This is a genomic window from Streptomyces sp. NPDC003393, from assembly GCF_053589015.1.
The window spans coordinates 51,225-76,083 of record NZ_JBSFRB010000033.1 but is presented as its reverse complement, the minus strand read 5'-3'; the positions used below and the strand labels follow the sequence as shown (position 1 = coordinate 76,083).

Here is a 24,859-nt window from a genome sequence, read left to right as displayed (position 1 = left end):
CGGCAGGGACCGCACGGGCAGGAAGGGCAACACCACTTTCACGAAGGGGCACCAATGGGACGTCTGGACGGCAAGGTCGCTTTCATCACGGGTGCAGCCCGCGGCCAGGGCAGGAGTCACGCGGTGCGTTTCGCCGAGGAAGGCGCGGACGTCATCGCCGTCGACGCGTGCGCCGATGTGGGTTCGGTTCCCTACGGACTGGCCACACCCGCCGACCTGCAGGAGACGGTCAAACTGGTGGAGGCGCACGGCCGCCGGGCGGTGGCGCGCCAGGCCGACGTCCGGGACCAGGACGCGCTCACCGCCGCGGTGTCCTACGGAGTCGGCGAGTTCGGGCGGCTGGACGCGGTGCTCGCCAACGCCGGCGTGGTGTCGTTCGGCACCATGGGCGACATGCCGGAGCAGACCTGGCAGGACATGATCGACATCAACCTGACCGGCGTCTGGCACACCGTCAAGGCCGCCCTTCCGCATCTGACCGACGGCGGTTCGATCACCATCACCAGTTCGGTGGCCGGCTTCAAGGGATTCGCGAACGCCGGACACTACGTCGCCGCCAAGCACGGAGTCGTCGGGCTGATGCGCACGCTCGCCAACGAACTCGGACCGCGAATGATCCGCGTCAACACGGTCCACCCCACCGAGGCCGACACGGACATGCTCCACAACCCGACGCACTACCACCTCTTCCGGCCCGACCTGGAGACCGTCTCCCGAGAGCAGTTCGCCGAGGCCACGACAGGGCTTCACCTGCTGCCGATCCCCTGGGTCGACCCGCGTGACGTCTCCAACATGATGGTGTTCCTCGCGTCCGACGATGCGCGTTACATCACGGGCTCCACCATGTGGGTCGACGCGGGTGCCATGACCAGGTAGCGCATTTCCGGTGTCCTTATCCGGGACACCTTTCCCTTGGAATTCTCCTCTACTTTCGAGTAAAGCCGCAGCGTAGAAGGGGGATCCGGAAATGGGACGTCTGGACGGCAAAGTCGCCCTGGTCACAGGTGCGGCCCGCGGCCAGGGCCGATCGCACGCACGATTACTGGCACGGGAAGGCGCGGACATCGTCGCCGTCGATATCTGCTCCGATATCGACGGGCTGGGATATCCGCTGGGAACGTCCGACGAACTCGGGGAAACCGCTGCTTTGGTGGAGGCCGAGGGCCGCAAGGTCCTCGCCCGCCAGGCCGACGTTCGGGACGTCGGTGTGCTCGAACGGATCGTCCAGGACGCGTACACCGTGTTCGGCCGCATCGACGTCGTGTGCGCGAACGCCGGCATCTGCCAGGTGGGGCCCCGGACCTGGGAGATCGCCGAGGACATGTGGGACGCCCACAGCGACGTCGTGGCCAAGGGCGTCTGGGCCACGGTCAGGCCGGTGATACCCAGGATGATCGAGGCCGGTCGCGGTGGCTCGATCATCATCACCAGTTCGCTGCTCGGGCTCAAGGGCATGCCCAGGACGGCCTCCTACACGGCGGCGAAGTTCGCCGTCGTCGGTCTCGCCCAGACGCTCGCGGCCGAGGTCGGACAGTACGGCATCCGTGTGAACACGGTGCATCCGAGCACGACGGCCACCGACATCAACTTCAAGAACGAGCCGCTCCTGCGGGCCTTCCGGCCAGACCTCGACCACCTGCCGAGCCGCGAGGAGTTCGGCGAGGCGTCCTCGACGCTGCACCTCCTCCATGAGCCCGGGCCGGCCTCCCGGCACGCCGTTCCGTGGCTCGAGGTCGAGGACATCAGCAACGCCGTGCTCTTCCTCGCCTCCGATGAGGCACGGCACATCACCGGCCTGCGCATGACGGTCGACGCCGGAGCGCTGATCAAGTGAGCCACCGGGGCGACACCGGTCGCATCCACGTGCAACACGCCAAGAAGGAGAGGCAGATGAGCGAATCCCAGAAGGCAGTCGTGCGGAGCTTCGTGGAGGCCTTCGCGCGCGGTGACATCGACGCGGCGCTGGGCCACCTCGCCGAGGACTCACTGGTCGACGAGGCCGACGGCCTCCCGTTCTCGGGGAAGTACGTGGGGCCGGCCGGGTTCAAGCAGCTCCTGGACACCATGGGGTCCCGCCTCGACGCCACGGTGGACTCCTGCGACTACATCGACGGCGGCAGCGTCGTCATCACGGCCATGGCGCTGACCTTCTCCTCCCGTGCCACCGGCCGCAAGGTCCCGATCCGGGTGACCGAGCTGTACACGGTCAAGGACGGGCGGATCACCCACCTGGACTCGTACTACAAGGACCCGGCCGGTATCGCCGCGCTCTTCAACGAGCGCTGACCAGGAGGCAGGACACCATGGCCATCGACCCGACGCAGGAAGCGATCAACACCCTCCTCGAGCTGCCCGACGGGCAGCCGATCATCCTGATGAACCTGCTGCGCTTCGCAGCCGGCGGCGAGAAGACGTACGAGGACTACGTGCGGCACTGCAAGCAGCACGGGCCCCGGTTCGGGGTCGAGTTCGTCTACCTCGGCAAGGGCGGCCACGTCATGGTGGCCGAGGACGGCCAGTCCTGGGACGCCGTATGGATCGTGCGCTACCCGGACTCGAAGGCGTTCTTCGCGCTGCTACACGACGCCGATTTCAAGTCCGGTTTCCACCTTCGCGGCGACAGCCTCGTCGAAGCCGTGCTCCAGGTGACCACTCCTTGGGAGGTCTGACATGGGCCGCCTCGAGGGTCGGGTCGCGCTGGTCACCGGAGCCGGCCGAGGTCAGGGCCGGTCTCATGCCCTCACCCTGGCCCGTGAGGGCGCGCACATCGTCGCGTTCGACGTGCCCGGCACCCTCGCCACCATCGAGTACGAGACGGCGGGCAGCCAGGATCTGCAGGAGACGGTCAAATGCGTCGAAGAGGCCGGCGGCAGGATCGTGGCCGTCGAGGGTGACGCCCGCTCGCAGACGGCCGTCGACGAGGCCGTCGCCGCCGCCGTCTCCACCTTCGGGAAGATCGACATCCTGGTCGCCAACCACGGCGTCCTCAGCATCGACCTGTTCTGGGAGATGAGCGAGGAGCGGTGGACCGAGATGCTCGACGTCAACCTGACGGGCATCTGGCGCGTCACCAAGGCTGTCGCGCCGCACATGATCGAGCGGCGGCGGGGTTCCATCATCATGACGGCCTCCATCAACGCCTTCGAGACCGCGCCCGGCTACGCGCACTACAACGCCTCCAAAGCGGGCGTGCACAGCCTGATGAAGAACGTCGCGCTGGAACTCGGCGGCTACGGCATCCGCTGCAACTGCGTCTGCCCCGGCCCGGTCAACACCAGCATCGTTCACTGGCAGGGCCTGTATGACCGGCTGGTGTGGCCGGGCGCCGGTGCCGACGACCTGATGGAGGCCACGCGCAACTGGACGGCGCTGCAGGGGCGCAAGCTGCTCGATCCGCAGTCGATCAGCAACGCCGTCCTGTGGCTCGCCTCCGACGAGTCCGCGGACGTCACCGGGGTTGCCCTGCCCGTCGACGCGGGGCACCTGATCCTTCCCGGATTCAACGGCTCACCTGCCGACGGCTGAATCAGCGGTACCGACAGCAGACCTCCGTCGCCGGACACAGGCCCACCGGCGACGGAGCCCCTGCGGCACTGAGAGAGGCGCGGCCCGATGTCCGTGACACCGTTCGCCATAGATGTGCCGGAAGAGGTGCTCGGCGACCTCCGCGACCGCCTGCACCGAACCCGCTGGCCCTTCGACGCCGGCAACGACGACTGGCGCTACGGGGTGCCGCGGCAATACCTCGAGGAGCTGGTCGACTACTGGCTCCGCCAGTACGACTGGCGTGAGCACGAGCGCCGGATGAACTCTTTCTCGCATTTCCGCACGACGCTCGACGACGTGCCCATCCACTTCATCCACGAACCAGGTGTCGGGCCCGCGCCGGTCCCGCTGGTCCTCACGCACGGCTGGCCGTGGACGTTCTGGGACTTCGAGAAGGTGATCCGGCCGCTGGCCGATCCGGCCGCGTTCGGTGGCGATGCCGCCGACGCCTTCGACGTGGTCGTGCCCTCCCTGCCGGGCTTCGGGTTCTCCACTCCCCTGCGGCGCACCGGCGTGAGCTTCCATCGCACCGCCGATCTATGGGTGCGGCTCATGCGAGACGAACTCGGTTACGCCCGGTTCGGCGCTCAGGGCGGCGACTGGGGGCAGCTGATCACTTCACAGTTCGGGCACAAGTACCCCGGGCACCTCATCGGCGTGCACCTGAACCTGGCATTGCCACTGGACTTCTTCGAGGCCGAGCTGCCCACCGAGGACGCCTACGCCGAGGACGAGAAGCACCACTTCCACCACACGCAGGCCCGGATGGCCCATGCCACCAGCCATATCGTCGTACAGAGCACCGAACCGCAAAACCTGGCCTACGGACTGCACGACTCACCCGTTGCGTTGCTCGCGTGGCTGCTGGAGCGCCGGCGCTGGTGGAGCGACAGCGGCGGCGACGTCGAGAACCGGTTCTCCAAGGACGACCTGATCACCTTGGCAACGCTGTACTGGGTCGGCGAGAGCTTTGTGACCAGCGCCAGGTTCTACTGGGAAGCCCGCCACGACCTCTGGCGTCCTGTCACCGACGAGCGACCCGTCGTCCGGGCACCGACCGGAATCGCAGTCTTCCCGCAGGAACTGGTGATCATGCCGAAGGCATGGATGGAAGGCTATTTCAACCTGCGCCGGGTCACCTACATGAAGTCGGGCGGACACTTCGCACCCGCCGAGGAACCCAAAGCCCTGGTGGAAGACATCCGTGAGTTCTTCCGTCCGTTGCGGCAGGAGGCCTGAACAGGTCACATCACCGGCGAGGCCGCTGCGCGCCGGCGGACAACGGGCTGTCGGGCCCGCACAGAAGCTGTCCCATTGTGGGACAACACCCGTGAGCGAGGCCCCGAGACGATGAAGGTGCCTCGGGACGCATCCCGCGGTACCCGCTGTCTCCCTCGCGGCAGTCGTCCCCGCAGCAGCCGCCTCCAGAGCCCGACGGCGTCCACACGCCGCCATGTGCCCTGCCCATCCCATCTCATCCTTACGGAGATTCCGTGATCGACTACATCGCCACCACAAACGGACGGGCCGAGCAGGCCCAGCCGACGGACTGGACCGAGCGGGCCGACGACGCCCCGGACCGGCCGCTGGCCGACGAGGTCCTCGTCGAGGAAATCTCCATCGACGGGATGTGCGGTGTCTACTGACACCGCTGTCGGGTCCCTCGACTTCGAGGCGGCCTGGCGGATACACCCGAAGGTGTCGATCCGTCCGGAGCACTTCGGCGCCCTGCTCTACCACTTCGGCACCCGGCGTCTGTCCTTCCTCAAGAGTCCCACCTTGCTGGCCGTTCTACAGGCTCTCAGCAGCCGGCCCAGCGCCCGCGCGGCCTGCCTCCACGTCGGCGTCCCGTCCGAGGAGTTGCCTCGCTACCGTGCCGCGCTCGCCCAGCTCGCCGCATCCGACATGATCTGCGAAAGGAGCGGGCCGTGACCGCAGCACTACCGTTGGCCGAGCAGTTCCAGTACGGCCTGGAGGCGCCGATCTGCCTGACATGGGAGCTGACGTACGCCTGCAATCTGTCGTGCGTCCACTGCCTGTCCAGTTCGGGACGGCGCGACCCACGCGAGCTGAGCACTCGGGAATGCAAAGCGCTGATCGACGAGTTCGAGCGGATGCAGGTGTTCTACGTCAACATCGGCGGCGGCGAGCCGACCATACGCCCCGACTTCTGGGAGCTGGTCGACTACTCGACCGCGCACCACGTCGGCGTCAAGTTCTCCACCAATGGTTTCAAGATCACCCCAGCCGTCGCGGCGCGTCTGGCCGGGAGCGACTATGTGGACGTGCAGATATCGTTGGACGGCGCCAGCGAGGCCGTCAACGACGCGGTACGCGGGCTGGGTTCGTACCGCACCGCGCTGCGCGCCATGGAGAACCTCGCCGACGCCGCCTTCGGCGGATTCAAGATCTCTGTGGTGGTGACCCGGCAGAATGCCGGTCAGCTCGACGAGTTCAAGGAAATCGCCGACCGTTTCGGTGCTCAGCTACGGCTGACGCGGCTACGGCCGTCGGGGCGCGGCGTGGACGTGTGGGACGAACTCCACCCCACCGCCGGACAGCAACGTGCGTTGTACGACTGGCTCGTCACCGCAGGCGAGGACGTACTGACCGGTGACTCATTCTTTCATCTCGCCGCCTATGGCGAGGCGTTGCCCGGACTGAACCTGTGCGGGGCGGGCCGCGTGGTATGTCTCATCGACCCGGTCGGCGACGTGTACGCCTGCCCGTTCGCCATCCACGAGGACTTCCTGGCGGGCAACGTCCGCAGCGCGGGAGGCTTCACCGAGGTGTGGCGGGAGTCGGCGTTGTTCGCCCGTCTGCGTCACCCGCAGACCAGCGGGGCGTGTACCTCGTGCTCCGCGTTCGACGCCTGCCGCGGTGGCTGCATGGCGGCGAAGTTCTTCACCGGCCTGCCCCTGGACGGCCCTGACCCGGAGTGTGTGAAGGGACATGGTGCGGCGGCGCTGTCCTTTGTGCAGGCCGGGAGCGCGCCGCGTCCATCACCAGATCACTCGCACCGCACGGGGCGCGGCCCGGTCCCGGTCACCATCGGCGTACGCAGGCCGCCGGACCGAGTCTGCAGCGAAAACCCCCTGGCGGGCTTCACACCGTCAGGACACTGACGTGGTCAAGCCGACAGAGCGGCCTGAGCGTGCCATGACGCTGGCAGACCTGGCCTGGCCCGACGTCCGAGACCGCACGGCGGTGGGCGCGCTGTTGGCGGTGCCGCTCGGGTCGACCGAGCAGCACGGCCCGCACCTGCCGTTGTCCACCGACACCGACATCGCCGTGGCCCTGTGCGAGCGGCTGGCGTCGGCCAGGGACGATGTGCTCGTCGCGCCGCCACTGCCGTACGCGTCGAGCGGTGAGCACTCCGGATTCGCGGGCACCCTGTCCATCGGCCAGGAGGCGACGGAATTGCTCGTCCTGGAGCTGGGGCGGTCGGCCACGGAGACGTTCACGCACGTGCTGTTCGTGTCGGGGCACGGGGGAAATGCCGAGCCCGTGGCCCGTGCTGTGGCGCGCCTGCGTGAGGAGTCCCGGAAGATCGCGGTGTTCGCGCCTCGCTGGTACGGCGACCCGCATGCCGGGAAACCGGAGACAGCCATGATGCTCGCCGTGCGCCCCACCGTCGTCCGGCCCGACCTGGCCGTGCCCGGTGACGGCCGGCCGATCCATGAACTCATGCCGCTGCTGCGTGCCGGAGGAGTACAAGCGGTCACCTCGACCGGGATCCTGGGCGACCCCACCGGCGCGACGGCGGCCGAGGGGCTCGCCCTGCTCGACGAACTGTCTGCCGCGCTGCTGCGGACCGTGGAGTCATGGTGCCCGGCGGCGTGAGCGGGCATGGCGCCCCGACGGGCACCGGACGTGTCGCGGTGGTGACCGGAGCGGCGCGGGGCATCGGCGCTGCGACGGTGCTGACGCTCGCCGAACACGGCTGGCGCGTACTGGCCGTGGACCTGGCGGCAAACGACCCTGCCCTGTCCTACCCCATGGCCACCGAGGACGACTTGTGCGCGGTGGCCGAGGAGGCCGGCCGGCGCGCCGCACAGGCCGACAACGTCCGCCACTGCGTCGCGGATGTGCGGGACCGGGATGCGTTGCGGCAGGCGGTCGGCAAGGCCGAGGCATGGTGGGGCGGAGTCGACGCCGCAGTCGCTGCGGCAGGCGTGATCGCAGGGGGCGTCCCGCTCTGGGACCTGCCCGAGGAACAGGAGAAGGCAGTGCTCGACGTCGATCTGGCCGGGGTGATCAACCTCGCGCGGGCCGCGGTACCCGCGCTGCTGCGCAGGCCCGAACCACGGTCAGGGCGGTTTCTGGCCGTGGCCTCCGCCGCCACGACCCGCGGGCTGCCGATGCTGGCCGCCTACTGTGCGGCCAAGTCCGGCGTCGCAGGCCTGATCCGGGCCCTCGGCGCGGAGCTGGGCGGCACCGGAGTCACGGCCAACGCCGTCAGCCCCGGCTCCACGGCCACCAGAATCCTGGACGAGAGTGCCCGCCTCTACGGACTGGGCGGGGCAGATGACTTCGCGGCGCAACAGCCGTTGGGACGGCTGCTGGATCCCAGAGAGATCGCGGCAGTCCTGGCATTTCTGGCCAGCCCGGACAGCAGCGCCATGACCGGCGCGGTAGTGCCCGTCGACGGGGGGCTGGCCCTGTGACCGCACCTCTGCCCGCAGGATTCCGGATCGTCCTCGACCCGGGCACGACCCAATTGACACCGGACACTTGGTTTGGTGGGTCCCCCGCGCGGGCACTGCGGCTGACGCGAACGGGACGCCAGGCCCTGCGTGAACTGCTGGACGGCCCGGTGACCACCCGGGCAGCCGGTCTGCTGGCCCGGCGGCTCACCGACACGGGACTGGCGCACCCGTCCCCCGGTACGGGCTCCACCACGCCGGACGTCACCGTCGTGATCCCGGTCCGTGACCGCCCGACGATGCTCGCCGGCGCTCTGGCCGCCGTCGGCGGGAAGTACCCCGTGGTCGTGGTCGACGACGGCTCGCACGATCCGCAAGCGGTGGCAACGGTGGCCGCCCGGCACGGAGCCAGGCTCTTGTCCCGGCCGGTCAACGGAGGTCCGGGAGCAGCCCGCAACACCGCCTTGGAGACACTCGACTGCGAGTTCGTCGCGTTCCTCGACAGCGACTGTGTTCCCGGCCCGGAATGGATCGACGAGTTGGCCGCGCACTTCGCCGATCCGCTGGTGGCAGCCGTCGCGCCTCGCATCACCACCGTCGGATCCGACGGCTCCGCGGTCCCCGGCGCGAGCACTCTCGACCTGGGAGATCAGGCCGCCCGGGTACAGCCGAACACCCGTGTTTCCTTCGTCCCCACAGCCGCGCTCCTGGTCCGCCGGGCCGCACTGCTCGATGCGGCCGGGGCAGGCGCGGTATTCGACCCCGAACTGCGGGTCGGTGAAGACGTCGACCTGGTGTGGCGGCTGCACGCGGCTGGCTGGCGTATCCGCTACGACCCATCGGTGCAGGTCGGCCACCGCGAGCCCACGACCCACGAAAAGCTGCTGGCACGCCGGTTCCGGTACGGCACCTCGGCTGCCCAACTCGCACTGCGGCATCCGGGCTCCGTACCCCCGCTCGTCCTGCATCCGTGGCCCGCGCTGACCGCGCTCGCCCTGCTTGCCCGCCGCCCCGTCGTCGCCGCTGCCGCGTACGGCATCTGCGAACTGACCATGAGACGCACCCTGCGCCAAGCGCGGATACCCGCCCTGGGCGTCACGCGTGCGATGCTCACCGCGGTCGGTCAGACATGGCTCGGCATCGGGCACTACGGCACCCAGTACGCCGCACCTTTGCTCACCGCGCTGCTGGTGGCACCCGGCGGTCGTACCCCCGCCACCAGGTGGGGCCGGCGGGCCGCGGCCGGATCGCTGCTGCTCGGCCCGGCGCTGACGGCATGGACCGCACAGCGTCCGCGCACGGATCCCCTCCGGTTCGTCGTGGGCCGTCTCGCCGACGACATCGCCTATGGCACGGGGGTGATAGCCGGCTGCCTGCGGCACCGCACGAGTGCCCCGCTCCGGCCGGTAATGGCCTGGCGGCCCCTGCGCCTGGAATCGGCAGCCCACGACGACTCGGCTGGACGTATTGCCCCGACAACCCGGAAGTGAGCGAGGTATCCCATGTCCACCAATTGGTTCGAGACCGTCGCCGAAGCGCAGCGAAGAGCGAGGAAGAGGCTCCCCAAGGCCGTGTACAGCGCGCTGATCGCGGGCTCGGAGAAAGGCGTGACCCTTCGGGACAACCTGGAGGCCTTCGACGAGTTGGGCTTCGCCCCACGCACAGCGGGGCATCACGAGACGCGGGACCTGTCCACGACGGTGCTGGGCCAGCAACTGTCCCTGCCGGTGATCATATCGCCGACCGGTGTGCAGGCGGTTCACCCCGACGGCGAGCTCGCCGTCGCCAGGGCGGCGGCCGCGCGCGGGACCGCCATGGGCCTCAGTTCGTTCGCCAGCAAGTCCGTCGAGGACGTGGTCGCCGCCAACTCGAAGACGTTTTTCCAGATCTACTGGATCGGCAGCCGCGACGACATGCTCCGCCGCGTCGAGCGGGCACGCTCTGCCGGAGCGGTGGGCCTGATCCTGACCCTGGACTGGTCCTTCTCCCATTCCCGCGACTGGGGAAGCCCGCGTATCCCCCGTCGTCTGACCTTCGCGGAGATGATGAGGTTCGCGCCCCAAGGGCTGGCCCGGCCCCGGTGGTTGATGTCGTACGCCAGGACCGGCCGTATGCCGGATCTGTCGGTGCCCAACATGTCCGACGCGGCGGGGTCGGTGCCCGGGTTCTTCGACGCTTACGGGCAGTGGATGGCAACGCCCCCGCCCAGTTGGGAGGATGTCCGCTGGCTGTGCGGGCAGTGGAACGGGCCCTTCCTGCTCAAAGGGATCATCCGGGTGGATGAGGCCCGGCGGGCCGTGGACGCGGGGGTCAGCGCGATCTCCGTGTCCAACCACGGCGGGAACAACGTTGACAGTACCCCGGCACCCGTCCGCGCACTGGCCGCGATCGCGGAAGCCGTCGGCGACCAGACGGAGGTCCTGCTGGACGGCGGGATCCGGCGCGGAAGCGACGTCGTCAAGGCCCTCGCGCTGGGCGCCCGCGCCGTCATGATCGGCCGTGCCTACCTGTGGGGCCTGGCAGCGGGCGGTCAGGCCGGCGTGGAGAACGTGCTGGACATCCTGCGCAACGGCATCGACTCCACCCTTCTGGGCATCGGGCGAAAGTCCGTACACGACCTCGACCGCAACGATGTCCTCGTCCCGCCGGGTTTCACCCGCATGCTGGGCACCGGCAGCGGAAGGGCGGCCACGTCAGGCCTGCGACCACGCTGAGCCTTTCCAACGTGTGGTCAAGCAAGCACAGTTGATGATGCCCTGCCCGGATACGAATTCGCTGGCGACGGCTGTCAACAGGACGTCAGCTTTGCCGGCCCTGCCCACTTGTGTTGCGGGACACCTACACTCACCTGGCGCCGCCTTCCTGGTGGACCTCCCGGATCAGCATCAGCCCGGTCAACCACGCAGCTGCTGCGGTGTGGCCGGGGTGCGCTTGTGTTTGTAGACGGACCCCGACCACGTCCTCGTGGACGGCACCCCGGCCAAGTGCGACTGGGTCGGCGACGGACGGGCCGACCACTCCCGCAGCAGCCCTCGGTGGCGGGCACACCGTGCGGCGCCCGGGGCAACGGGAAGCGCACACCCGGTCATCTCCTGGCCGGCGGCTCATCGTTCAGGGCACGTACGAGTATCGCCTCGACCGTGGCGGCGTCGGCCGGAACCGGGTTTGCGCTGCCCGCCACGTCGGCGGCGACGGCGCGCAGATCTGCCCGGCGCGCGCCGAGCCTGGCGAGGCTGGTGGTAAGGCCGCACCGTAGAGCGAGCTCCCACAGCCCGGTGGCAGGATCGGCGCCCAGGTAAGGCTCGAGGCGGGCCACCAGGTCCGGGACCGCCGGCGTGTTGAGTGCAACGACGTGCGGGAGCACGGCCGCATGCGCGTCGGCATGTGAGAGGTTCAGCCTGCCGCCGAGGCTGTGGCAGATTCGGTGCTGGAGGCCGGTCCCAGCCTTGCCCAGTGCCGTTCCCGCCAGGAACGCGGCGTACTGCAGGCCGGACCGGGCGGCGATGTCGCCTGGGTCGTTGCGTAGCGCAGGAAGCGTCGCGACAACGGTACGGATCGCGTCTGCGGCCAGGGCGGACGTGAGCGGGTCCCCCTGCGGCGACCAGAACGCCGCAAAACAGTGGGCCATGGCGTTGAAGGCGCTGGGACCGGTCACTTCGGCCGGGAGCCCCAGGGTGAGTTCGGGGTCGTAGACCACGACCCGGGGCCGGACCCGTTCGTCGGTTCCGGTCCGTTTGCGCTCCTGATCGGTCATGCCGTAGACGGGCGTCAGCTCGGAACCGGCATAGGTGGTCGGGACGGCAACGATAGGGCACCCCGTGTCGAGCGCGACGGCTTTCGCCAGGCCGGTGGCGGAGCCGCCGCCGACGCTCACCAGGCCATCCACCGACGCTGAGAGGGCGGCGTCGCGCGCCCGCTCGGCAATCCTGACCGGAACGTGTTGGACGATCTCCGCCCAGTGCACGGCCAGCCGGTCGCCCAGTGCGCCGAGCAACTCCGGACCGCCCGGGGCACGCTCGTCGGCGATGAGCATCACCCGCGACACTCCGAGCCGGTCCAGTTCCGCGGCCACGTCGCTGACGCGCCCGGGCCCGGATACCACCCGAACCGGGTGTGCCTCGTAGTCGAATCCGGCGACCGTGTTCATGCGGCCCCACCCCAACACCGGGCGTAGAGCGTCCACGTCGACCTGCCCGGCAAGATCGGGACGAGTGTGAGCCGCTTCCCCCTGCCAAGGTGGCGTTGACGCCCTGGGCATCGGGGACTTCTGTGCTCCGATGACGTCACTGACGGTAAGAAACAACCAACTGCCTGGTCAACGCGATGTCCGATTCGGCAAAGGTCGCTCCGCCCAAAGCCGAACGGGCCGAGGCGGACGCCGGCGATCCGGAACGGCAGCCGCGCCGGCGCGGGACTCCTCGCTCGGCGCAGCCCCCTTGGGAGGCACCGAACGCGGCCGTTGCCCGCACCGGGGGTGTCAGCCGATCGTGGCGAGCCGAGGCTCCGGACACGCGTTCGGAGGCAAGCGCGGACGTGTCCATACGGCCTCTGAACGGCTCCGGCACAGCCGTCTCCTGACGGTCCGAACATGGGGCAGGAGGACCGGGCTCATGACAGTGCCTCTCTGCGCTGTGCCATATCGGCCATCCTCGTGAGCGAGGTTCCCAAGAGTGCCACTATCCGTCCCCGACAACCGGTCCGCACACTCGATGAGGAGTCCACGATGGACATTGCCACGATGCTCAGGTACGCCGACGCGCACGGCAGGGCGATCCGCGAGGGCGACGAGGCGCACGCTCAGGCCGATCTCGCCGAAGCCTTCCGGGAGACGGCCAACTCGATCGCCACAACACTGCCGCATCCGGTGACTTCCTACGAGGTGGTGGCTGTCCGCGTGGACAGCGGCGTCGGCACCGTTCAGATCCGCTACGACGGCACCGGTCCGACCCGAATCATCGAATCGAAGTCGGAGCACCGCGGCGGCAGGCCGATCCTGTTCGACGCCGCCCCGGTGCAGTGACAGGCACTGACAAAGTTGGAGGTTCTACAGTCGACGCCAGCAGATGATGCCTCAGGCCAGGCTGAGAAAGGCTTCGTGGATGTCGTCGCGGATCCCCCAGCGGATGCGTAGCGCGCACGGGATGGCACGCCGCGGCGGACCGTGCTGGGTGGCGACACCACGGCGAGCGCCGTCGACGGAATCCGCGACCTGGTGTGCACACCGTCGCGGCGCAGCCCCCGGGTCATGAGCCGGCCGGCAGAAGGAGATGCCTCCGCCCGTCCGCCGGATCCCAGCCCAGGACCCGTGTGCCTGCCCGCTCAGTGGTCCCGGCAAACGGCGTTGAGCATGACGTGGATCAGGCAACACCGCATGCCGCCAGAACCGGTACCTGCCGCGATCGCAACCCACGGTCGGCGCACGGCACGGGGGGAAACGGTGCTTGCTGTCCGACCGTGCGCAGCCGTTCGGCAGGGACCTGTTTTGGGCCCCCGCCGAACGGCTCGTACCCGAGACCGGTCGATCTTCGCCCCGCCCCGTCCGGCTTCTCCCACCACCACGGCTTCCTCAGCGGTACGGCATGCAGCCGACCGCGGTCAGAAGCCGCCGGCAGTCATACCCGGGCCGAAGCTCAGCCCTCACGCCCCCACGGTCGCTCCCTGGCCCGCTTCGACCTCGACGGCTCCGTCACCTGTCCGATCAGCGGACACGGCAACGAGCGCGCACGCCCGCCGCCGTGTAGCGGCGTCATCCGAACAGCAGCTCGGCCTCGGTGTACCGGGCGTCGGGCACGCGGTTCAGGGACTTGACCGCGTCGCCGAGCGGGACCTCGACGATACGGGTGCCGTTCAGGGCCAGCATGGAGCCCCAGCGGCGCCCTCTCACGGCTTCGGCGGCGGCCATTCCCATGCGGGTGGCCAGTACCCGGTCGTATGCGCTCGGAGCTCCGCCGCGCTGGAGGTAGCCAAGCGCTGTCGATCGGCTCTCGACACCGGTCGCCTCCTCCACCACGGGCGCGAGCATCTCGGCGATGCCGCCCAGTCGGGGCCGGTTGAAAGCGTCGAGTCCGCGGGTGGAGTGCGCCTCGCCCATCTCTGCCAGACGGAACGCTTCGGCGACCACGACGAGGGGTGCCTCGTCCCGGTCCCGCACCCTGCGGACCCATTCCGACACCTGGCCGATCGAGTGCGGTTTCTCGGGGATCAGAATGGCATGTGCTCCGGCAGCGAGACCGGCGTGCAGCGCGATCCAGCCGGTGTTGCGCCCCATGACCTCCACGACGATGCACCGCTTGTGCGACTCGGCGGTGGTGCGGATACGGTCGATCGCCTCCGTCGCGATACCGACGGCGGTATCAAATCCGAAAGAGTAGTCGGTGCCCGAGATGTCGTTGTCGATGGTCTTGGGCACGCCGATCACGGCGATGCCGTCCTGGTGCAGGAGTTCGGCGACCGTGAGCGTGCCCTCTCCGCCGATGGCGACAAGCGCGTCGATGCCCATGTCCGCGATGGCCTCCCGGACACGGCGGGTGCCGCCGCCGGGGCCGTCGAGCGGGTTGGTGCGAGAGGATCCCAGGATCGTCCCGCCGAGTCCCGCGACTCCGCGTACGTCCGCGCGCTCGAGCTTGACGAACTCACGGTCGACGATTCCTCGCCAGCCGTCCCGGATGCCGACGAACTCCACGTCCGGCATGCCCAGCCCGTTCAGCACCGCTCCGCGGATGACCGCGTTGAGACCCGGGCAGTCGCCTCCCGAGGTCAGTATCCCTACGCGCATGTCAACACTCTCTTTCTCGCCGCTGCGCGCGAGTGCCGACGACGCTCCAGGCCTGAGTGGCAGCCGGCGTCGTCGGCACTCGAGGTTCACACCGTGACGTGTCCCAGCAGCGACTTGACGCTCGTCTGGATCCCGTCGGCGTCGTAGCCGTAGTAGTGGTACAGCTCGTTGGACGAGCCGATCAGCCCGAAGGCGTCCGGCACTCCCAGACGCACCATCTCGATGGTGATTCCCTCATCGGTGACCACCTCGGCGACGGCCGAGCCCAGGCCGCCCACCCGGAAGTGATCCTCGACCGTGACGATGCGTCCGATCTCCCTGGCCGCGTCGATCACCGCCACGCGATCGAGCGGTTTGATCGTGTGCATGCCGATCACACGGGCGCTGATGCCTTCCGTCTCGAGACGGCGGGCCGCCTCCAGCGCATCGTGCATCATCGTCCCGCAGGCGATGATCGCCGCGTCCGTGCCCTCGCGCGCGATGATCACCTTACCGATCTCGAGCGGCTGGTCCTCGGGGTAGATGACCGGGTCCTCACCGCGGCCGAGCCGGATGTAGACCGGGCCGGGGTGTTCGATCGCCAGCTCGACGAAGCGCGCCACCTGCTGCGGGTCACCGGGGGCGATCACCGTCATGTTCGGTATGGCTCGCATGACCGCGAGATCCTCGATGCCCTGGTGGGTGGGGCCCATCTGGCCCGCGGTGAGCCCGCCGACCGTAGCGATGATCTTGACGGGGAGGTTGACGTAGCCGATGTCGCTGCGAACCTGTTCGTGCGCCCTCATCGAGGCGAACGCCGCGAACGTGGAGACGACCGGGATTTTTCCCGTCGAGGGCGAGCCCCGCGGCAATGCCCATCAGGTTGGCCTCTGCGATCCCGACGTTGAAGTAGCGGTCGGGGAAGTGTTCGCGGAAGTCGCCCAGCTTGTTGGACTTCGCCACATCGGCCGTGGCGACGACAAGGCGGTCGTCGGTCGCTCCGAGTTCCGCCAGGCGCCGCCCGTAGACCTCGCGCGGATTGACGAAGAGATCGTCGGCGTTCAGTGCACCAGCCACTGCTCTTCCTTCCTTGCTGCCTCGCGCTTTTCTTCGAGCTCCCGGTAGCACTGCTCCAGGGTCTCGGCGTCCACCGTTCCGGCGTGCCAGGCGACCTGGTTCTCCATGAAGCCGATGCCCTTGCCCTTGATGGTCTTGGCAACGATGGCGGTGGGCTTGTCCGACTCGACCGGCGGCAGGTTGTCGAAGACATCGACGAGCGCGGCGACGTCGTTGCCGTCCACGTTCACCGTGTTCCAGCCGAAGGCCTCGAACTCTTCGTCAAGCGGGTTGAGCCGCATGATCTCGTCCAGCGGACCGTCGAGCGAGAAGTCGTTCTTGTCGACGATCGCGACCAGGTTGCCCAGCTTGAAGTGCGGGGCGGCCTGGACGGCCTCCCACACCGAGCCCTCGTTCATCTCGCCGTCGCCCATCAGGGTGACGACGCGGTGCTTGGCGTTGTTCAGCCGTGCCGCGAGCCCCAGCCCGACGGTGACCGACAGCCCATGACCGAGTGATCCCGTGGACGTCTCGACGCCCGGCAGGTGATTGCGGCACGGGTGCATGCCGAATGCCGAACCCAGCTTGCCGTACGTCCGGTAGATCTCCTCGACGTCGAAGAATCCTCGGTTGGCCATCGAGATGTACAGCGCGCCCGCTCCGTGCCCCTTGCTGAGCACGAACCGGTCCCGCTCCGGCCAGTCGGTCCGAGCAGGATCGACCTTGAGGAAGTGCTCGAAGAGCACCGTCATGATCTCGGTCATCGAGAAGTCCCCGCCGAGGTGAAGCATGCCGCTCTCATGGGACAAGCGCAGCAGCCTCGGGTGGGGACGGCGCTGGCGCCACGGGCGTCTCCGAGGAGCTTGCAACGCGCCGGGCCTTCCCTCGGCCGCGAGCCGCGGATCAACCGGAACGCGGGCACGTCCGTGCCCCAACCGGAGCCGGACGCCCCCGCCTGGCAGCGGTGCCAGGGTCAGAGGCGGACGACGACCAGAGCGGTGTCATCGGCTGCGGCGCTCAGGGCCATCAGCGCCTCGGCCAGGTCCTCGACCTCGTACTGGTGGTGGCGGGAGAGAAGGTCGGCCAGGCGCTGAAGGCCCACGTCGATGTCTTCTCCACGCCGTTCGATCAGCCCGTCGGTGTACAGGACGAGTGAGGCGCCCTCGGCGTAGATGGTCGTGGCCTGTGGGCGGGGGCCGTGCTCGAGGCTGGCCCCCAGCGGAGGGTCGGTTGCCTGGTCCAGGAACTGTACGGTGCCGTCAGGATGGACGAGAGCCGGGGGCGGGTGGCCGGCGCTGCTGTAGGTGATGCGGTGGTTGCCGCAGTCAATGACGGTTTGTACAGCTGTGGCGGAAACGGCGCCGTCAACGGAACGTGCGTACATGTCGAGTCCGTCGAGTGCGGATGCGGGACCGTCCACAACACGTATGGCCGCGCTCAGGGCACTGCGAAGCTGGCCCATGACACCGGCTGCCTCCAGGCCGTGCCCGACGACGTCGCCCACCGCGATGGCGTAGTCGCCGTCTGCGAGCTGCGTCACCTCGTACCAGTCCCCGCAGACGTTGAGCGCGTTGGCGGCGGGGCGGTAACGCACCGCCGCCTGGTGACGTGCGAGCCGGCCGGGCGCGGGAAGCATGGCGTCTTGGAGCGCGAGGCCCACCTGACGCTCGCGCGCATGGGCCTGCCGCAGGCGTTCGTTGACCTGCTGCAACTCACGGGACCGCGCATACAACTCGATTCCCATCTGCCAACGCCGCCGCTCGGATCCCGCACCCTCGGCACGGACGAGGCCTGTGATCTCTTCCAGACGGTGCACGACCATCACGATGTGTCCCTGGGAGTCCAGGACGGGAGCGTTGATCGGGCTCCAGTAGCGTTCCACGAACACGCCGGGCCGGTCCGGGTCCTCCACGTCGTGACGGATCGGCCCTGCGACGTCCTGGACGCGGCTCTCCAGCATGCGCAGCAACGACGCCTGCAGGTCATCGATGCCGTCAGGTTTCGGGAAGACGTCGAACACATAGCGGTTGATGAGCTGATGCCGCTTGCGTCCGACCAGGTCCTGATAGGAGGCGTTCGCGTCCAGGATGAGGAGGTCGGGAGTCAGCACCAGCATCGCGCTGGGCGACGCATCGAAGATGGCTTTGTAGTCGATCTCCAGTTCCCTCATCGTGCTTGCCGCACGCTGACCATGGGCCATTTCAACATCTTCCGCTTCGTACTGGATGTTCGAGGGCGACAGCGCCAGTGATCGCCTGCCGCTACCGGGGGCGGCACGCGCCCGGTCATTCCCGCTGGTTGATCCAGGCATCAGAAGATCGCGGGGTGGGGGCGGGACCCGGTTGCTCCTTGAGTCCGTGCAGCGCGTCGGCGGCCGATGCGTGCGAGTTCGCGGCGGCAAGGTCTTCCTCGGCCCAGACGACCTTGCCGTCGGATGCCGGGCGTGCGCCCCATCTGCGGGACAGCTGCGCAACCAGAAACAGGCCGCGGCCGTTCTCGTCGACGGAACGCGCGCGAAGCATCCGCGGTGCACCGACGCCGGTGTCGAACACCTCGCAGGTCAGGGCCTGATGCTGGATCAGGCGCAGGCCGATCGGGCCGGTGCCGTGGCGGACGGCGTTGGTGACCAGCTCGCTGACAATCAGCTTCGTGGAGTCCTCGAGACCTTCCAGACCCCATGCACTCAGCTGACTGGCTGCCATGTGCCGGGCACTGCGGACGGCCGTCTGGTCAGCCGGCAGAGTCCAGGACGCGACCTGGGCGGGGCCGAGTGAGCGGGTCCGCACGAGGAGCAGGGTGACGTCATCCGACGGCGCCTGACCCGGGACGGTTTCCATCACGCGGGTGCAGAGGTCTTCCAGGGAACGACTCGGCCGCGCCAGAGCGGCGCCCAAGCGGCGCATCCCCTCGTCGATGTCGTGGTCGCGGTTCTCGATCAGGCCGTCGGTGTACAGGGCGAGAAGACTTCCCTCGGGCAGTTCAAACTCCACAGCCTCGAACGGGATGCCCATTCCGATGCCGAGCGGGGGTCCCGCAGGAAGGTCAGGAAAGGTGACCTGACCGTGCAGGTCGATGACCGCGGGCGGCGGGTGCCCGGCCCGCGCCATGGCACATGTGCGGGTGACCGGGTCGTAGACGGCATACAGGCAGGTGGCGCCCACCACTGCGGCGGGCGTCTGGTCCGAGGCGCGGGCGTCTTCCTCAGCCAGTCGCTGGACCGTGTCGTCGAGGTGGTCCAGCAGTTCATCAGGGGGCAGCTCCATGTCGGCGAGGGTGCGCACGGCAGTGCGGAGTCTGCCCATGGCCGCGGCGGCGTGCAGGCCGTGCCCGACGACATCGCCGACGACGAGAGCCACCCTGGCGCCCGGCAGCTGGATGACATCGAACCAGTCGCCCCCGACACCGTGCTCCGTATCGGCCGGCACGTAGCGCGCGGCCACCTCGACCGCTACCCCGGTGCTCAGACCGTGCGGGAGCAGGTCACGCTGGAGAGCGAGGGCCTCGGTGTGCTCACAAGCGAAGTGACGGGCGTCGTCCAGCGACAGCGTCGCACGGCGGACGAGCTCTTCGGCGAGGAGCAGGTCGAACTCCTGGAACGGCACCGGGTTGTCGGTGCGCAGGAACAGGGCCACGCCCAGCAGGGCGCGCCGCGCACGGATGGGCACGATCATCACGGAGTGCACGCCGTTGTCCCGGATCACCCGCGCCCGGGCCGGATCGTCGTCGACCCATGTGCCGGGTCCGCTCTCCAGGACTGGTTCCAGATGCGGCCTGCCGGTGCTCAGGGCATCCATGAAGGGCGATGAGTCGGGGGGCGCAGGGACGGGCTCACCGCGCGCCCAGGGGGATTCCGGGACACCCTGGTGGATCGAGGTCAGGCCGGCACGGCGGAACGCGAACGGGCGCTCACCCATCCGACCGGCGCGGCGTGGGGTGCCCTCCGTGAACGGGACGGCCTGCTCGAGGTCGACGGCGGCGCAGTCGGCGAGCAATGGTACGGCGAGGTCGGTCAGTTCCTGGCTGGTCTGCATCACGTCCAGTGAACCGCCCAGCCGAGCACTGGCCTGGCTGAGCACGGCGAGGCGCTCGCACGCCTGTCGGCTCTCGGTGACATCGACGCTGATGGAACACACCCCGAGCGCTTGTCCCTCGGCGCCCTGCAGGCGGAGGAACGAAACCTCCATCGTATGCTCGCGGCGCGGATTCGCGGGGGGCCGCATCTGGTAGCGGTGGACCTTGATACTGCCGTCCTTCAGCACCTGACGCATCATCGTCTCGACCGTTTCGGCTTCGGCGTCGGGCAGCACATCACCGAGTCGGCCCCCGAGCCGTCGGCCGCGGGCGATGCCGTCGTGGTCTTCCACCGTGTCGTTCACCCACGTGCACCGCAGCTGGGGGTCACGAACGACGATGCCGATCGGTGCGCGGGTAAGGAGCGACTCCCGCACCGATCCGTGCATCGCTTCCCGGGAAAGCATGCCGATGTCGGTCACGGACACGAGCCACCGGACCGGACCATTCAGTCCTCGCAGCATCGAGATCCGCAGGTCGGCGCTGAGCATGTGGCCGTTCCGATGGCGCACCGCCGTCGTACCCGCCCAGCCGTTCCGCGTACGGGATCGCGCAAGGAGCTCCGATACCGTCGACGCCCGCTCGGAAGGGAGCAGTACGGCTGCGGCGGAGCGGCCCACCACATCCCTCGCCGCGTACCCGACCAGCCGCTCGGCGGTCTGTGTCCAAGCGAGCACCATCCCGTGCTCGTCGCACATCACTACCGCAGGCTGTGCCGCACTGTAAGCAGCTTGATCGTCGCTGAATGCAACGTTAGGGCTGGCAGTCATCGGGCCTCTGTCCTCACATGCAGAAACGGGCAGCACGGAGCATCGAAGCTCGAACCCAGGACGATTGGGGCTACGCCTGGATCGATCGAGATCACGGAGGGCAGGCACCCGGGGGTGCCGGGCGCAGATGCCCGCGCGACCTCGATCCGATTTGCACCTTTTACGTAAGAGACCGGATGATGCCGCGATCTGTGACAGGGCCGAAGCCACAACCGCCGGGTCGGTCACCAACGCCGTAGTCGACCTACGTGGCGGACGAGGTGAAACGGACAGCACTATCGCGGCAGCCGCAGGTCTGGCGCCCTTGGCCGGCGCGCCGAACTCGCACGCATCCGGCGCGGCACCCGTGGACCGGCGGGATTGGCTTGTCCGGTCGTTCGCCTTGGCGATCGAGGCGTTGCCGCCACAGGAGCTCATCAACGAACTCCTCAATGACTCGGGCACGGCAGCACGCATTGCAGGATCCGCAAAGGGTGAACAATTCCACAGGATCATGAGCACCGCCTGAGCATTTCCAGGCGATCATGAGCGCCGGCGTGGAACGGGCGGCCACGTATCGACGCGATGCGCATCGTGGGTGTCAGCGTCGTACGTCGTGCTGATCCACATCAGTCAGGACGCGGGCGACAGTCGCGAAGTCGTTGTCGCGGTGCAGGATGGTCAGGCCGTGGTGCGCGGCAGTCGCGCAGAGTACAAGGCCGATGACTCCAGCTGCCCTGTGCTGGCCGGTCTGCGTCAGCTTGTACTGTGCGCTCTCCACCCAGCGCCATACGTCCTTGGGAACGTGCACCGTACCGAACAGGTCAGCCAGGTCGGCCTCCATCGAGTCTCGGTCAGCCGGCCCGGTGGCGCTGAACAAGACCTCTGCCCGTGTGGCCTCGCACATGCCAAGGGCCCCGGTTTCTATCTCGGCCTCCCAGCGGCGCATGTCGGCCGGATGGGTGGCCAGGTGGATGTATGCGCTGGTGTCGATCAGGTAGGCGATCACTCGGCGGCCTCGGCGCGCTGCGCGGCCTTACGTGCCTCCCGTACGCGCCGGGTGGGTTCGAAATCTCCGCGTGCTCCGCGCTCGGCCAGCCGCTCGGCTGCCTGACGGCGCTTGTAGCGCTTAACAACCTCGGCGAGGGCAGCGTTGATCGTGTCCTTCTTGGTCGTGGTGCCAAGGAGCGCGGCGGCCTCGGCGAGGGCCTGGTCATCCAGGTCGACGTTGGTCACGCTCATACATGCCCCTCCGCCCATGTGGCTCAGGTGGGAAGTCAACCCATAGCTCATACATTGTAGCGCGTGTCCCCACTCAACGGCCCCTCATTCTTGCGCAGGGCCGGCTACAAGGTGGTCGAGGCCGGGCGCCCGGACCGGCGGCTGCGGCGCATGAACGGAAAGTCCGACACCCTGGACACCGAGAACGCCGCCCGCGCGGTGCTGGCCGGGTTCGCGACGGCCACGCCGAAAACCGCCGACGGCGAGGCCGAGAGGATTCGCCAGCTCAAGATCGCCCTGACCAGGCCGTTGAACAGCGTGTGGCGGCGATGGTCACCATCAAGGCGATGCTCGTCCACGCCTCGGACACCCTGCGTCGGGAGACTGCCGGCACACAGACGTGATTCCGATTCCGTTCCCGCGCCACACCTCACAGGGCGAAACGCTCAGTAAGAAAACCCGGCATCGCACCAGAGGTACTCATCCTGCTGAGGAGCTCTGACTGCCGCAGGGTGTCACCGGCATCCGGCGGGGTTCCGGCACGCACTGCGGCGGCGAAGGTCGCTACGGTGGCCGCCACCTGATCGTGTGGCTCCAGGCGGATCTCTTCGGTCTTCGCGCCGCGGTGGAGGCCGATTACGGGGACGTCCCGGGCGGGCGGGGTGAACGCCCGGTCAACGGTCAAGCTGCCCTGGCTGCCCCACAGTTCGTATGCCGAGCGGTAGGCGTGCTCCATGCCGAAGGTGATCTCGGCCGTGACGCCGCCGGGGGTGCGCAGCAATGCGGCGCCAGAGGTGTCGACCTGCCGTCCCGCCCCCCGGACGAGGCAGGCGCCGATGATGTCGAGTTCGGGGCCCAGTAAGTGCAGTGCGGCCCGCAAGGGATAGATCCCGACGTCCATCAGGGCGCCGCCACCGAACTCCGGCCTGTACCTGATGTCACCGTCCGCAAGCGGCGGGATGGTGAATGCCGCGTGAAACGAGCGCAGTTCGCCCAGCGCCCCGTCCGCGATCAGGTGCCGCACGACTTCGTGCCGGCGGTGATGGACGAACATGACGTTCTCCATGAGCACCAGGTCACGAGAGGCGGCGAGCTCGAACAGGTCACTGGTACAGCCGTATTGGATGGACACGGGCTTCTCTGCGAGTACGTGTCTGCCTGTGCGCAACGCCGCCTCGACCCACCGGGGGCGCAGGGCAGCGGGCAACGGCACGTAGACGGCATGGATGTCGTCCAGTTCCAGGAGTTCTTCATACCCGTGGACGGCGCGGCAGTCGAAACGCTCGGCGACCCGCCGCGCCTTGGCCAGGTCGCGGCTGGCCACCGCCGCGACCTCGGTGCCGGGACTGGCGGCGAAGGCGGGAAGCATCCGGCGTACCGCGATGTCCGCGCATCCGATCACTCCCACCCGGAGGGGGGCGGTCATCGGGTTCCGGTCTTCGTCGCGTTGAGACAGGCAAGCATGGTGCGGGCCTGGACGTTGAGGTAGTGGCTGTGCCGGGCCAGGGAAGTGAGCTGCGCGGGGGTGACCCAGGCGTAGCCGGGCGGAGGATCGAGCGGAACGTCCGCCTCGACGATGAGGCAACGGCTCTCGGCATTGAGGAAACGGCCTCCCTCCTCGGCATGCACGACGTCGTAGCGGACGCGGTCGCCGGCGGCTCGAAGCACCGATTCAGCGAAGGGAGGGCGCTCCTTCTCCTGAAGGTGGGCGTAGTTGTGCGGGGTGTACTGCACGGTCGGTCCCAGCTCGATGGTGTCGACGAGTCCGGGCTCGGTGCGGGCCTGCACCAGCACGTGCGGGGTGTCCTCGATCTCGCGGGTGAGGAAGGCGAGGACGCCCGGGCCGGCCGGCTCGAACAGAGGCTGGGTCCAGCCGGTCACCTCACGGTTCTCCCCTTGTGCGGACACCGCCACGACGTTGAAGTAGCGGCCCGTTTCGTGTTCGATCGCGTCGGCGCCGCGCTTCCAGCCGGGAAGGCCGCCCAGCGGGGCCGGCTCGGTGCGCACACAGTGCCGGGTGCGCTCGCCGGTGATCCACGAGAGCAGTTCGGTGTCGGACAGCAGGGCGTCGCCCGGCACGTCCCCGACGGGCAGGCACGACAGCACCGTGCGCGAGTCCATGTTGACCACGTTGTCCCGCCGCAGCAGTTCATTGATCTGTCCGAGAGTCAGCCAGCAGAAGTCGTCCAGCAGCGGCACATCGCCCGCCGCCTCCACCACCATGTTGCGGTTGGTCTTCCGGAAGAACCACGAGCCGTGCTCGGACTGACGCACGTCCACGACGACCCTGCCGCGGTCCGGCCCGACGAAGTACTCGATGTACTTGACGTCCCCGCCCTTGTGGGCCTTGGTGTAGTTGCTGCGGGTCGCCTGGACCGTGGGCGAGAGCTGGAGCAGGTTCGGGTTGCCCGGTTCCATCTTCGCCTGCATCAGAAGGTGCAGCACCCCGTCGAACTCCTTGACAAGGATGCCGAGGACACCCACTTCGTGCTGCCGCATGATGGGCTGGTACCAGTCGCTGTACAGGCCATCGCCGTAAGGCCGGCCTTCTTCCGTGAAGTGCAGCCCTTCGACGGTGAAGAAGCGGCCGCTTCGATGCACCAGGTTCCCGGTGTGCTCCTGAAACGACCAACCGTCCATGTCCGCGAACGGTATGCGGTCCACGCGGAAGGTATGGGCTGCGCGCCGTTCGGCCAGCCAGGCGTCGAAGTGCTCGATGGGCAGCTGCACTCCGTGAGTGGTTGCGGCCGATGCGGCGAGACGTGCCGGCAGGCTCTGGGCCTCACGCCGCTGGAGGACTTGGGACGGCATCGACG

Annotated in this window: 25 protein-coding genes and 1 pseudogene; 14 read left to right on the top strand and 12 right to left on the bottom strand. The window is 68.5% G+C overall.

Features of this window, described 5'->3' with window-relative positions:
• Positions 1 to 54 precede the first annotated feature (54 nt).
• The 13 genes from ACWDUZ_RS27305 (at position 55) to mftD (ending at position 10,906) form a co-directional block, all read left to right on the top strand.
• Positions 55 to 876 (top strand): mycofactocin-coupled SDR family oxidoreductase, encoded by an 822-nt coding sequence (locus tag ACWDUZ_RS27305; protein ID WP_451634452.1) that lies wholly within the window; start codon positions 55 to 57, stop codon positions 874 to 876.
• Positions 877 to 967: 91 nt separating this feature from the next.
• Positions 968 to 1,834: a mycofactocin-coupled SDR family oxidoreductase gene (locus ACWDUZ_RS27300; RefSeq protein WP_451634451.1), complete on the top strand. Its 867-nt coding sequence runs from the start codon at positions 968 to 970 to the stop codon at positions 1,832 to 1,834.
• A 56-nt stretch (positions 1,835 to 1,890) separates the two neighbouring features.
• Entirely contained in the window at positions 1,891 to 2,286 is a 396-nt protein-coding gene (locus ACWDUZ_RS27295; protein WP_451634450.1) for a nuclear transport factor 2 family protein, read from the top strand.
• 17 nt (positions 2,287 to 2,303) lie between these two features.
• Positions 2,304 to 2,669: a DUF1330 domain-containing protein gene (locus ACWDUZ_RS27290; protein WP_451634449.1), complete on the top strand. Its 366-nt coding sequence runs from the start codon at positions 2,304 to 2,306 to the stop codon at positions 2,667 to 2,669.
• 1 nt (position 2,670) lies between these two features.
• On the top strand, positions 2,671 to 3,525 hold the full coding sequence (locus ACWDUZ_RS27285; RefSeq protein ID WP_451634448.1) for a mycofactocin-coupled SDR family oxidoreductase: 855 nt from the start codon (positions 2,671 to 2,673) through the stop codon (positions 3,523 to 3,525).
• An 87-nt stretch (positions 3,526 to 3,612) separates the two neighbouring features.
• Positions 3,613 to 4,785: an epoxide hydrolase family protein gene (locus ACWDUZ_RS27280; RefSeq protein ID WP_451634447.1), complete on the top strand. Its 1,173-nt coding sequence runs from the start codon at positions 3,613 to 3,615 to the stop codon at positions 4,783 to 4,785.
• Positions 4,786 to 5,039: 254 nt separating this feature from the next.
• Positions 5,040 to 5,192, top strand: coding sequence for a mycofactocin precursor MftA (gene mftA / locus ACWDUZ_RS27275; RefSeq protein ID WP_451634446.1), 153 nt, complete (start codon positions 5,040 to 5,042; stop codon positions 5,190 to 5,192).
• Positions 5,182 to 5,478, top strand: a complete 297-nt coding sequence (gene mftB, locus ACWDUZ_RS27270; protein WP_451634445.1) for a mycofactocin biosynthesis chaperone MftB — start codon at positions 5,182 to 5,184, stop codon at positions 5,476 to 5,478. The genes mftA and mftB overlap by 11 nt, the downstream gene beginning before the upstream one ends.
• Positions 5,475 to 6,671 carry a mycofactocin radical SAM maturase gene (mftC, locus tag ACWDUZ_RS27265; RefSeq protein WP_451634444.1) on the top strand — a complete coding sequence of 399 codons (1,197 nt, stop codon included), beginning with the start codon at positions 5,475 to 5,477 and terminating at the stop codon, positions 6,669 to 6,671. Before mftB ends, mftC begins: the two co-directional genes overlap by 4 nt.
• Before the next feature lie 34 nt (positions 6,672 to 6,705).
• The gene (gene mftE / locus ACWDUZ_RS27260; RefSeq protein ID WP_451634443.1) at positions 6,706 to 7,389 is read left to right on the top strand and encodes a mycofactocin biosynthesis peptidyl-dipeptidase MftE; all 684 of its coding nucleotides are present in this window, start codon (positions 6,706 to 6,708) and stop codon (positions 7,387 to 7,389) included.
• Positions 7,386 to 8,213 carry a mycofactocin-coupled SDR family oxidoreductase gene (locus ACWDUZ_RS27255; protein ID WP_451634442.1) on the top strand — a complete coding sequence of 276 codons (828 nt, stop codon included), beginning with the start codon at positions 7,386 to 7,388 and terminating at the stop codon, positions 8,211 to 8,213. The genes mftE and ACWDUZ_RS27255 overlap by 4 nt, the downstream gene beginning before the upstream one ends.
• Complete coding sequence (gene mftF, locus ACWDUZ_RS27250) at positions 8,210 to 9,682, top strand: mycofactocin biosynthesis glycosyltransferase MftF (RefSeq protein WP_451634441.1); 1,473 nt, start codon at positions 8,210 to 8,212, stop codon at positions 9,680 to 9,682. Before ACWDUZ_RS27255 ends, mftF begins: the two co-directional genes overlap by 4 nt.
• Before the next feature lie 12 nt (positions 9,683 to 9,694).
• Positions 9,695 to 10,906, top strand: coding sequence for a pre-mycofactocin synthase MftD (mftD, locus tag ACWDUZ_RS27245; RefSeq protein WP_451634440.1), 1,212 nt, complete (start codon positions 9,695 to 9,697; stop codon positions 10,904 to 10,906).
• A 371-nt stretch (positions 10,907 to 11,277) separates the two neighbouring features.
• Here mftD and ACWDUZ_RS27240 read toward each other — a convergent pair whose 3' ends face one another.
• Entirely contained in the window at positions 11,278 to 12,339 is a 1,062-nt protein-coding gene (locus ACWDUZ_RS27240; RefSeq protein WP_451634439.1) for a maleylacetate reductase, read from the bottom strand.
• A gap of 441 nt (positions 12,340 to 12,780) precedes the next feature.
• On the opposite strand from ACWDUZ_RS27240, the gene ACWDUZ_RS27235 reads away from it, so the two are divergent.
• Positions 12,781 to 13,212, top strand: coding sequence for a hypothetical protein (locus ACWDUZ_RS27235; protein WP_451634438.1), 432 nt, complete (start codon positions 12,781 to 12,783; stop codon positions 13,210 to 13,212).
• Between the two features lie 726 nt (positions 13,213 to 13,938).
• On the opposite strand, the gene ACWDUZ_RS27230 is transcribed toward ACWDUZ_RS27235, so the two are convergent.
• The 11 genes and pseudogenes from ACWDUZ_RS27230 to ACWDUZ_RS27180 form a co-directional block, all read right to left on the bottom strand.
• Positions 13,939 to 14,967, bottom strand: a complete 1,029-nt coding sequence (locus tag ACWDUZ_RS27230) for an ATP-dependent 6-phosphofructokinase (RefSeq protein ID WP_451634437.1) — start codon at positions 14,965 to 14,967, stop codon at positions 13,939 to 13,941.
• Positions 14,968 to 15,053: 86 nt separating this feature from the next.
• Positions 15,054 to 15,818: a transketolase family protein gene (locus tag ACWDUZ_RS27225; protein WP_451634436.1), complete on the bottom strand. Its 765-nt coding sequence runs from the start codon at positions 15,816 to 15,818 to the stop codon at positions 15,054 to 15,056.
• A gap of 37 nt (positions 15,819 to 15,855) precedes the next feature.
• Positions 15,856 to 16,023 (bottom strand): annotated as a pseudogene (locus ACWDUZ_RS27220) (hypothetical protein); the annotation flags it as partial.
• Positions 16,008 to 16,793, bottom strand: coding sequence for a transketolase (locus ACWDUZ_RS27215; RefSeq protein ID WP_451634435.1), 786 nt, complete (start codon positions 16,791 to 16,793; stop codon positions 16,008 to 16,010). The pseudogene ACWDUZ_RS27220 and the gene ACWDUZ_RS27215, both read right to left, overlap by 16 nt.
• Before the next feature lie 182 nt (positions 16,794 to 16,975).
• Positions 16,976 to 18,172 (bottom strand): PP2C family protein-serine/threonine phosphatase, encoded by a 1,197-nt coding sequence (locus ACWDUZ_RS27210; protein WP_451634471.1) that lies wholly within the window; start codon positions 18,170 to 18,172, stop codon positions 16,976 to 16,978.
• A gap of 115 nt (positions 18,173 to 18,287) precedes the next feature.
• Positions 18,288 to 20,879 (bottom strand): SpoIIE family protein phosphatase, encoded by a 2,592-nt coding sequence (locus ACWDUZ_RS27205; RefSeq protein WP_451634434.1) that lies wholly within the window; start codon positions 20,877 to 20,879, stop codon positions 18,288 to 18,290.
• A gap of 544 nt (positions 20,880 to 21,423) precedes the next feature.
• Positions 21,424 to 21,831, bottom strand: a complete 408-nt coding sequence (locus ACWDUZ_RS27200; RefSeq protein ID WP_451634433.1) for a PIN domain-containing protein — start codon at positions 21,829 to 21,831, stop codon at positions 21,424 to 21,426.
• Complete coding sequence (locus tag ACWDUZ_RS27195; protein WP_432940520.1) at positions 21,828 to 22,064, bottom strand: type II toxin-antitoxin system VapB family antitoxin; 237 nt, start codon at positions 22,062 to 22,064, stop codon at positions 21,828 to 21,830. The genes ACWDUZ_RS27200 and ACWDUZ_RS27195 overlap by 4 nt, the downstream gene beginning before the upstream one ends.
• 104 nt (positions 22,065 to 22,168) lie before the next feature.
• Positions 22,169 to 22,402 (bottom strand): hypothetical protein, encoded by a 234-nt coding sequence (locus tag ACWDUZ_RS27190; RefSeq protein WP_451634432.1) that lies wholly within the window; start codon positions 22,400 to 22,402, stop codon positions 22,169 to 22,171.
• 71 nt (positions 22,403 to 22,473) lie between these two features.
• Positions 22,474 to 23,469, bottom strand: a complete 996-nt coding sequence (locus tag ACWDUZ_RS27185; protein WP_451634431.1) for a Gfo/Idh/MocA family protein — start codon at positions 23,467 to 23,469, stop codon at positions 22,474 to 22,476.
• Positions 23,466 to 24,854 (bottom strand): NDP-hexose 2,3-dehydratase family protein, encoded by a 1,389-nt coding sequence (locus ACWDUZ_RS27180; protein WP_451634430.1) that lies wholly within the window; start codon positions 24,852 to 24,854, stop codon positions 23,466 to 23,468. Before ACWDUZ_RS27180 ends, ACWDUZ_RS27185 begins: the two co-directional genes overlap by 4 nt.
• Positions 24,855 to 24,859: the final 5 nt, after the last annotated feature.

Coding starts and splice junctions, on each gene's coding strand:
- ACWDUZ_RS27305 (WP_451634452.1), top strand. CDS start 55: ATGGGACGTCTGGACGGCAAGGTCGCTTTCATCACGGGTGCAGCCCGC.
- ACWDUZ_RS27300 (WP_451634451.1), top strand. CDS start 968: ATGGGACGTCTGGACGGCAAAGTCGCCCTGGTCACAGGTGCGGCCCGC.
- ACWDUZ_RS27295 (WP_451634450.1), top strand. CDS start 1,891: ATGAGCGAATCCCAGAAGGCAGTCGTGCGGAGCTTCGTGGAGGCCTTC.
- ACWDUZ_RS27290 (WP_451634449.1), top strand. CDS start 2,304: ATGGCCATCGACCCGACGCAGGAAGCGATCAACACCCTCCTCGAGCTG.
- ACWDUZ_RS27285 (WP_451634448.1), top strand. CDS start 2,671: ATGGGCCGCCTCGAGGGTCGGGTCGCGCTGGTCACCGGAGCCGGCCGA.
- ACWDUZ_RS27280 (WP_451634447.1), top strand. CDS start 3,613: ATGTCCGTGACACCGTTCGCCATAGATGTGCCGGAAGAGGTGCTCGGC.
- mftE (WP_451634443.1), top strand. CDS start 6,706: ATGACGCTGGCAGACCTGGCCTGGCCCGACGTCCGAGACCGCACGGCG.
- mftD (WP_451634440.1), top strand. CDS start 9,695: ATGTCCACCAATTGGTTCGAGACCGTCGCCGAAGCGCAGCGAAGAGCG.
- ACWDUZ_RS27240 (WP_451634439.1), bottom strand. CDS start 12,339: ATGAACACGGTCGCCGGATTCGACTACGAGGCACACCCGGTTCGGGTG.
- ACWDUZ_RS27235 (WP_451634438.1), top strand. CDS start 12,781: ATGGGGCAGGAGGACCGGGCTCATGACAGTGCCTCTCTGCGCTGTGCC.
- ACWDUZ_RS27230 (WP_451634437.1), bottom strand. CDS start 14,967: ATGCGCGTAGGGATACTGACCTCGGGAGGCGACTGCCCGGGTCTCAAC.
- ACWDUZ_RS27215 (WP_451634435.1), bottom strand. CDS start 16,793: ATGCTTCACCTCGGCGGGGACTTCTCGATGACCGAGATCATGACGGTG.
- ACWDUZ_RS27210 (WP_451634471.1), bottom strand. CDS start 18,172: ATGAGGGAACTGGAGATCGACTACAAAGCCATCTTCGATGCGTCGCCC.
- ACWDUZ_RS27195 (WP_432940520.1), bottom strand. CDS start 22,064: ATGAGCGTGACCAACGTCGACCTGGATGACCAGGCCCTCGCCGAGGCC.
- ACWDUZ_RS27185 (WP_451634431.1), bottom strand. CDS start 23,469: ATGACCGCCCCCCTCCGGGTGGGAGTGATCGGATGCGCGGACATCGCG.
- ACWDUZ_RS27180 (WP_451634430.1), bottom strand. CDS start 24,854: ATGCCGTCCCAAGTCCTCCAGCGGCGTGAGGCCCAGAGCCTGCCGGCA.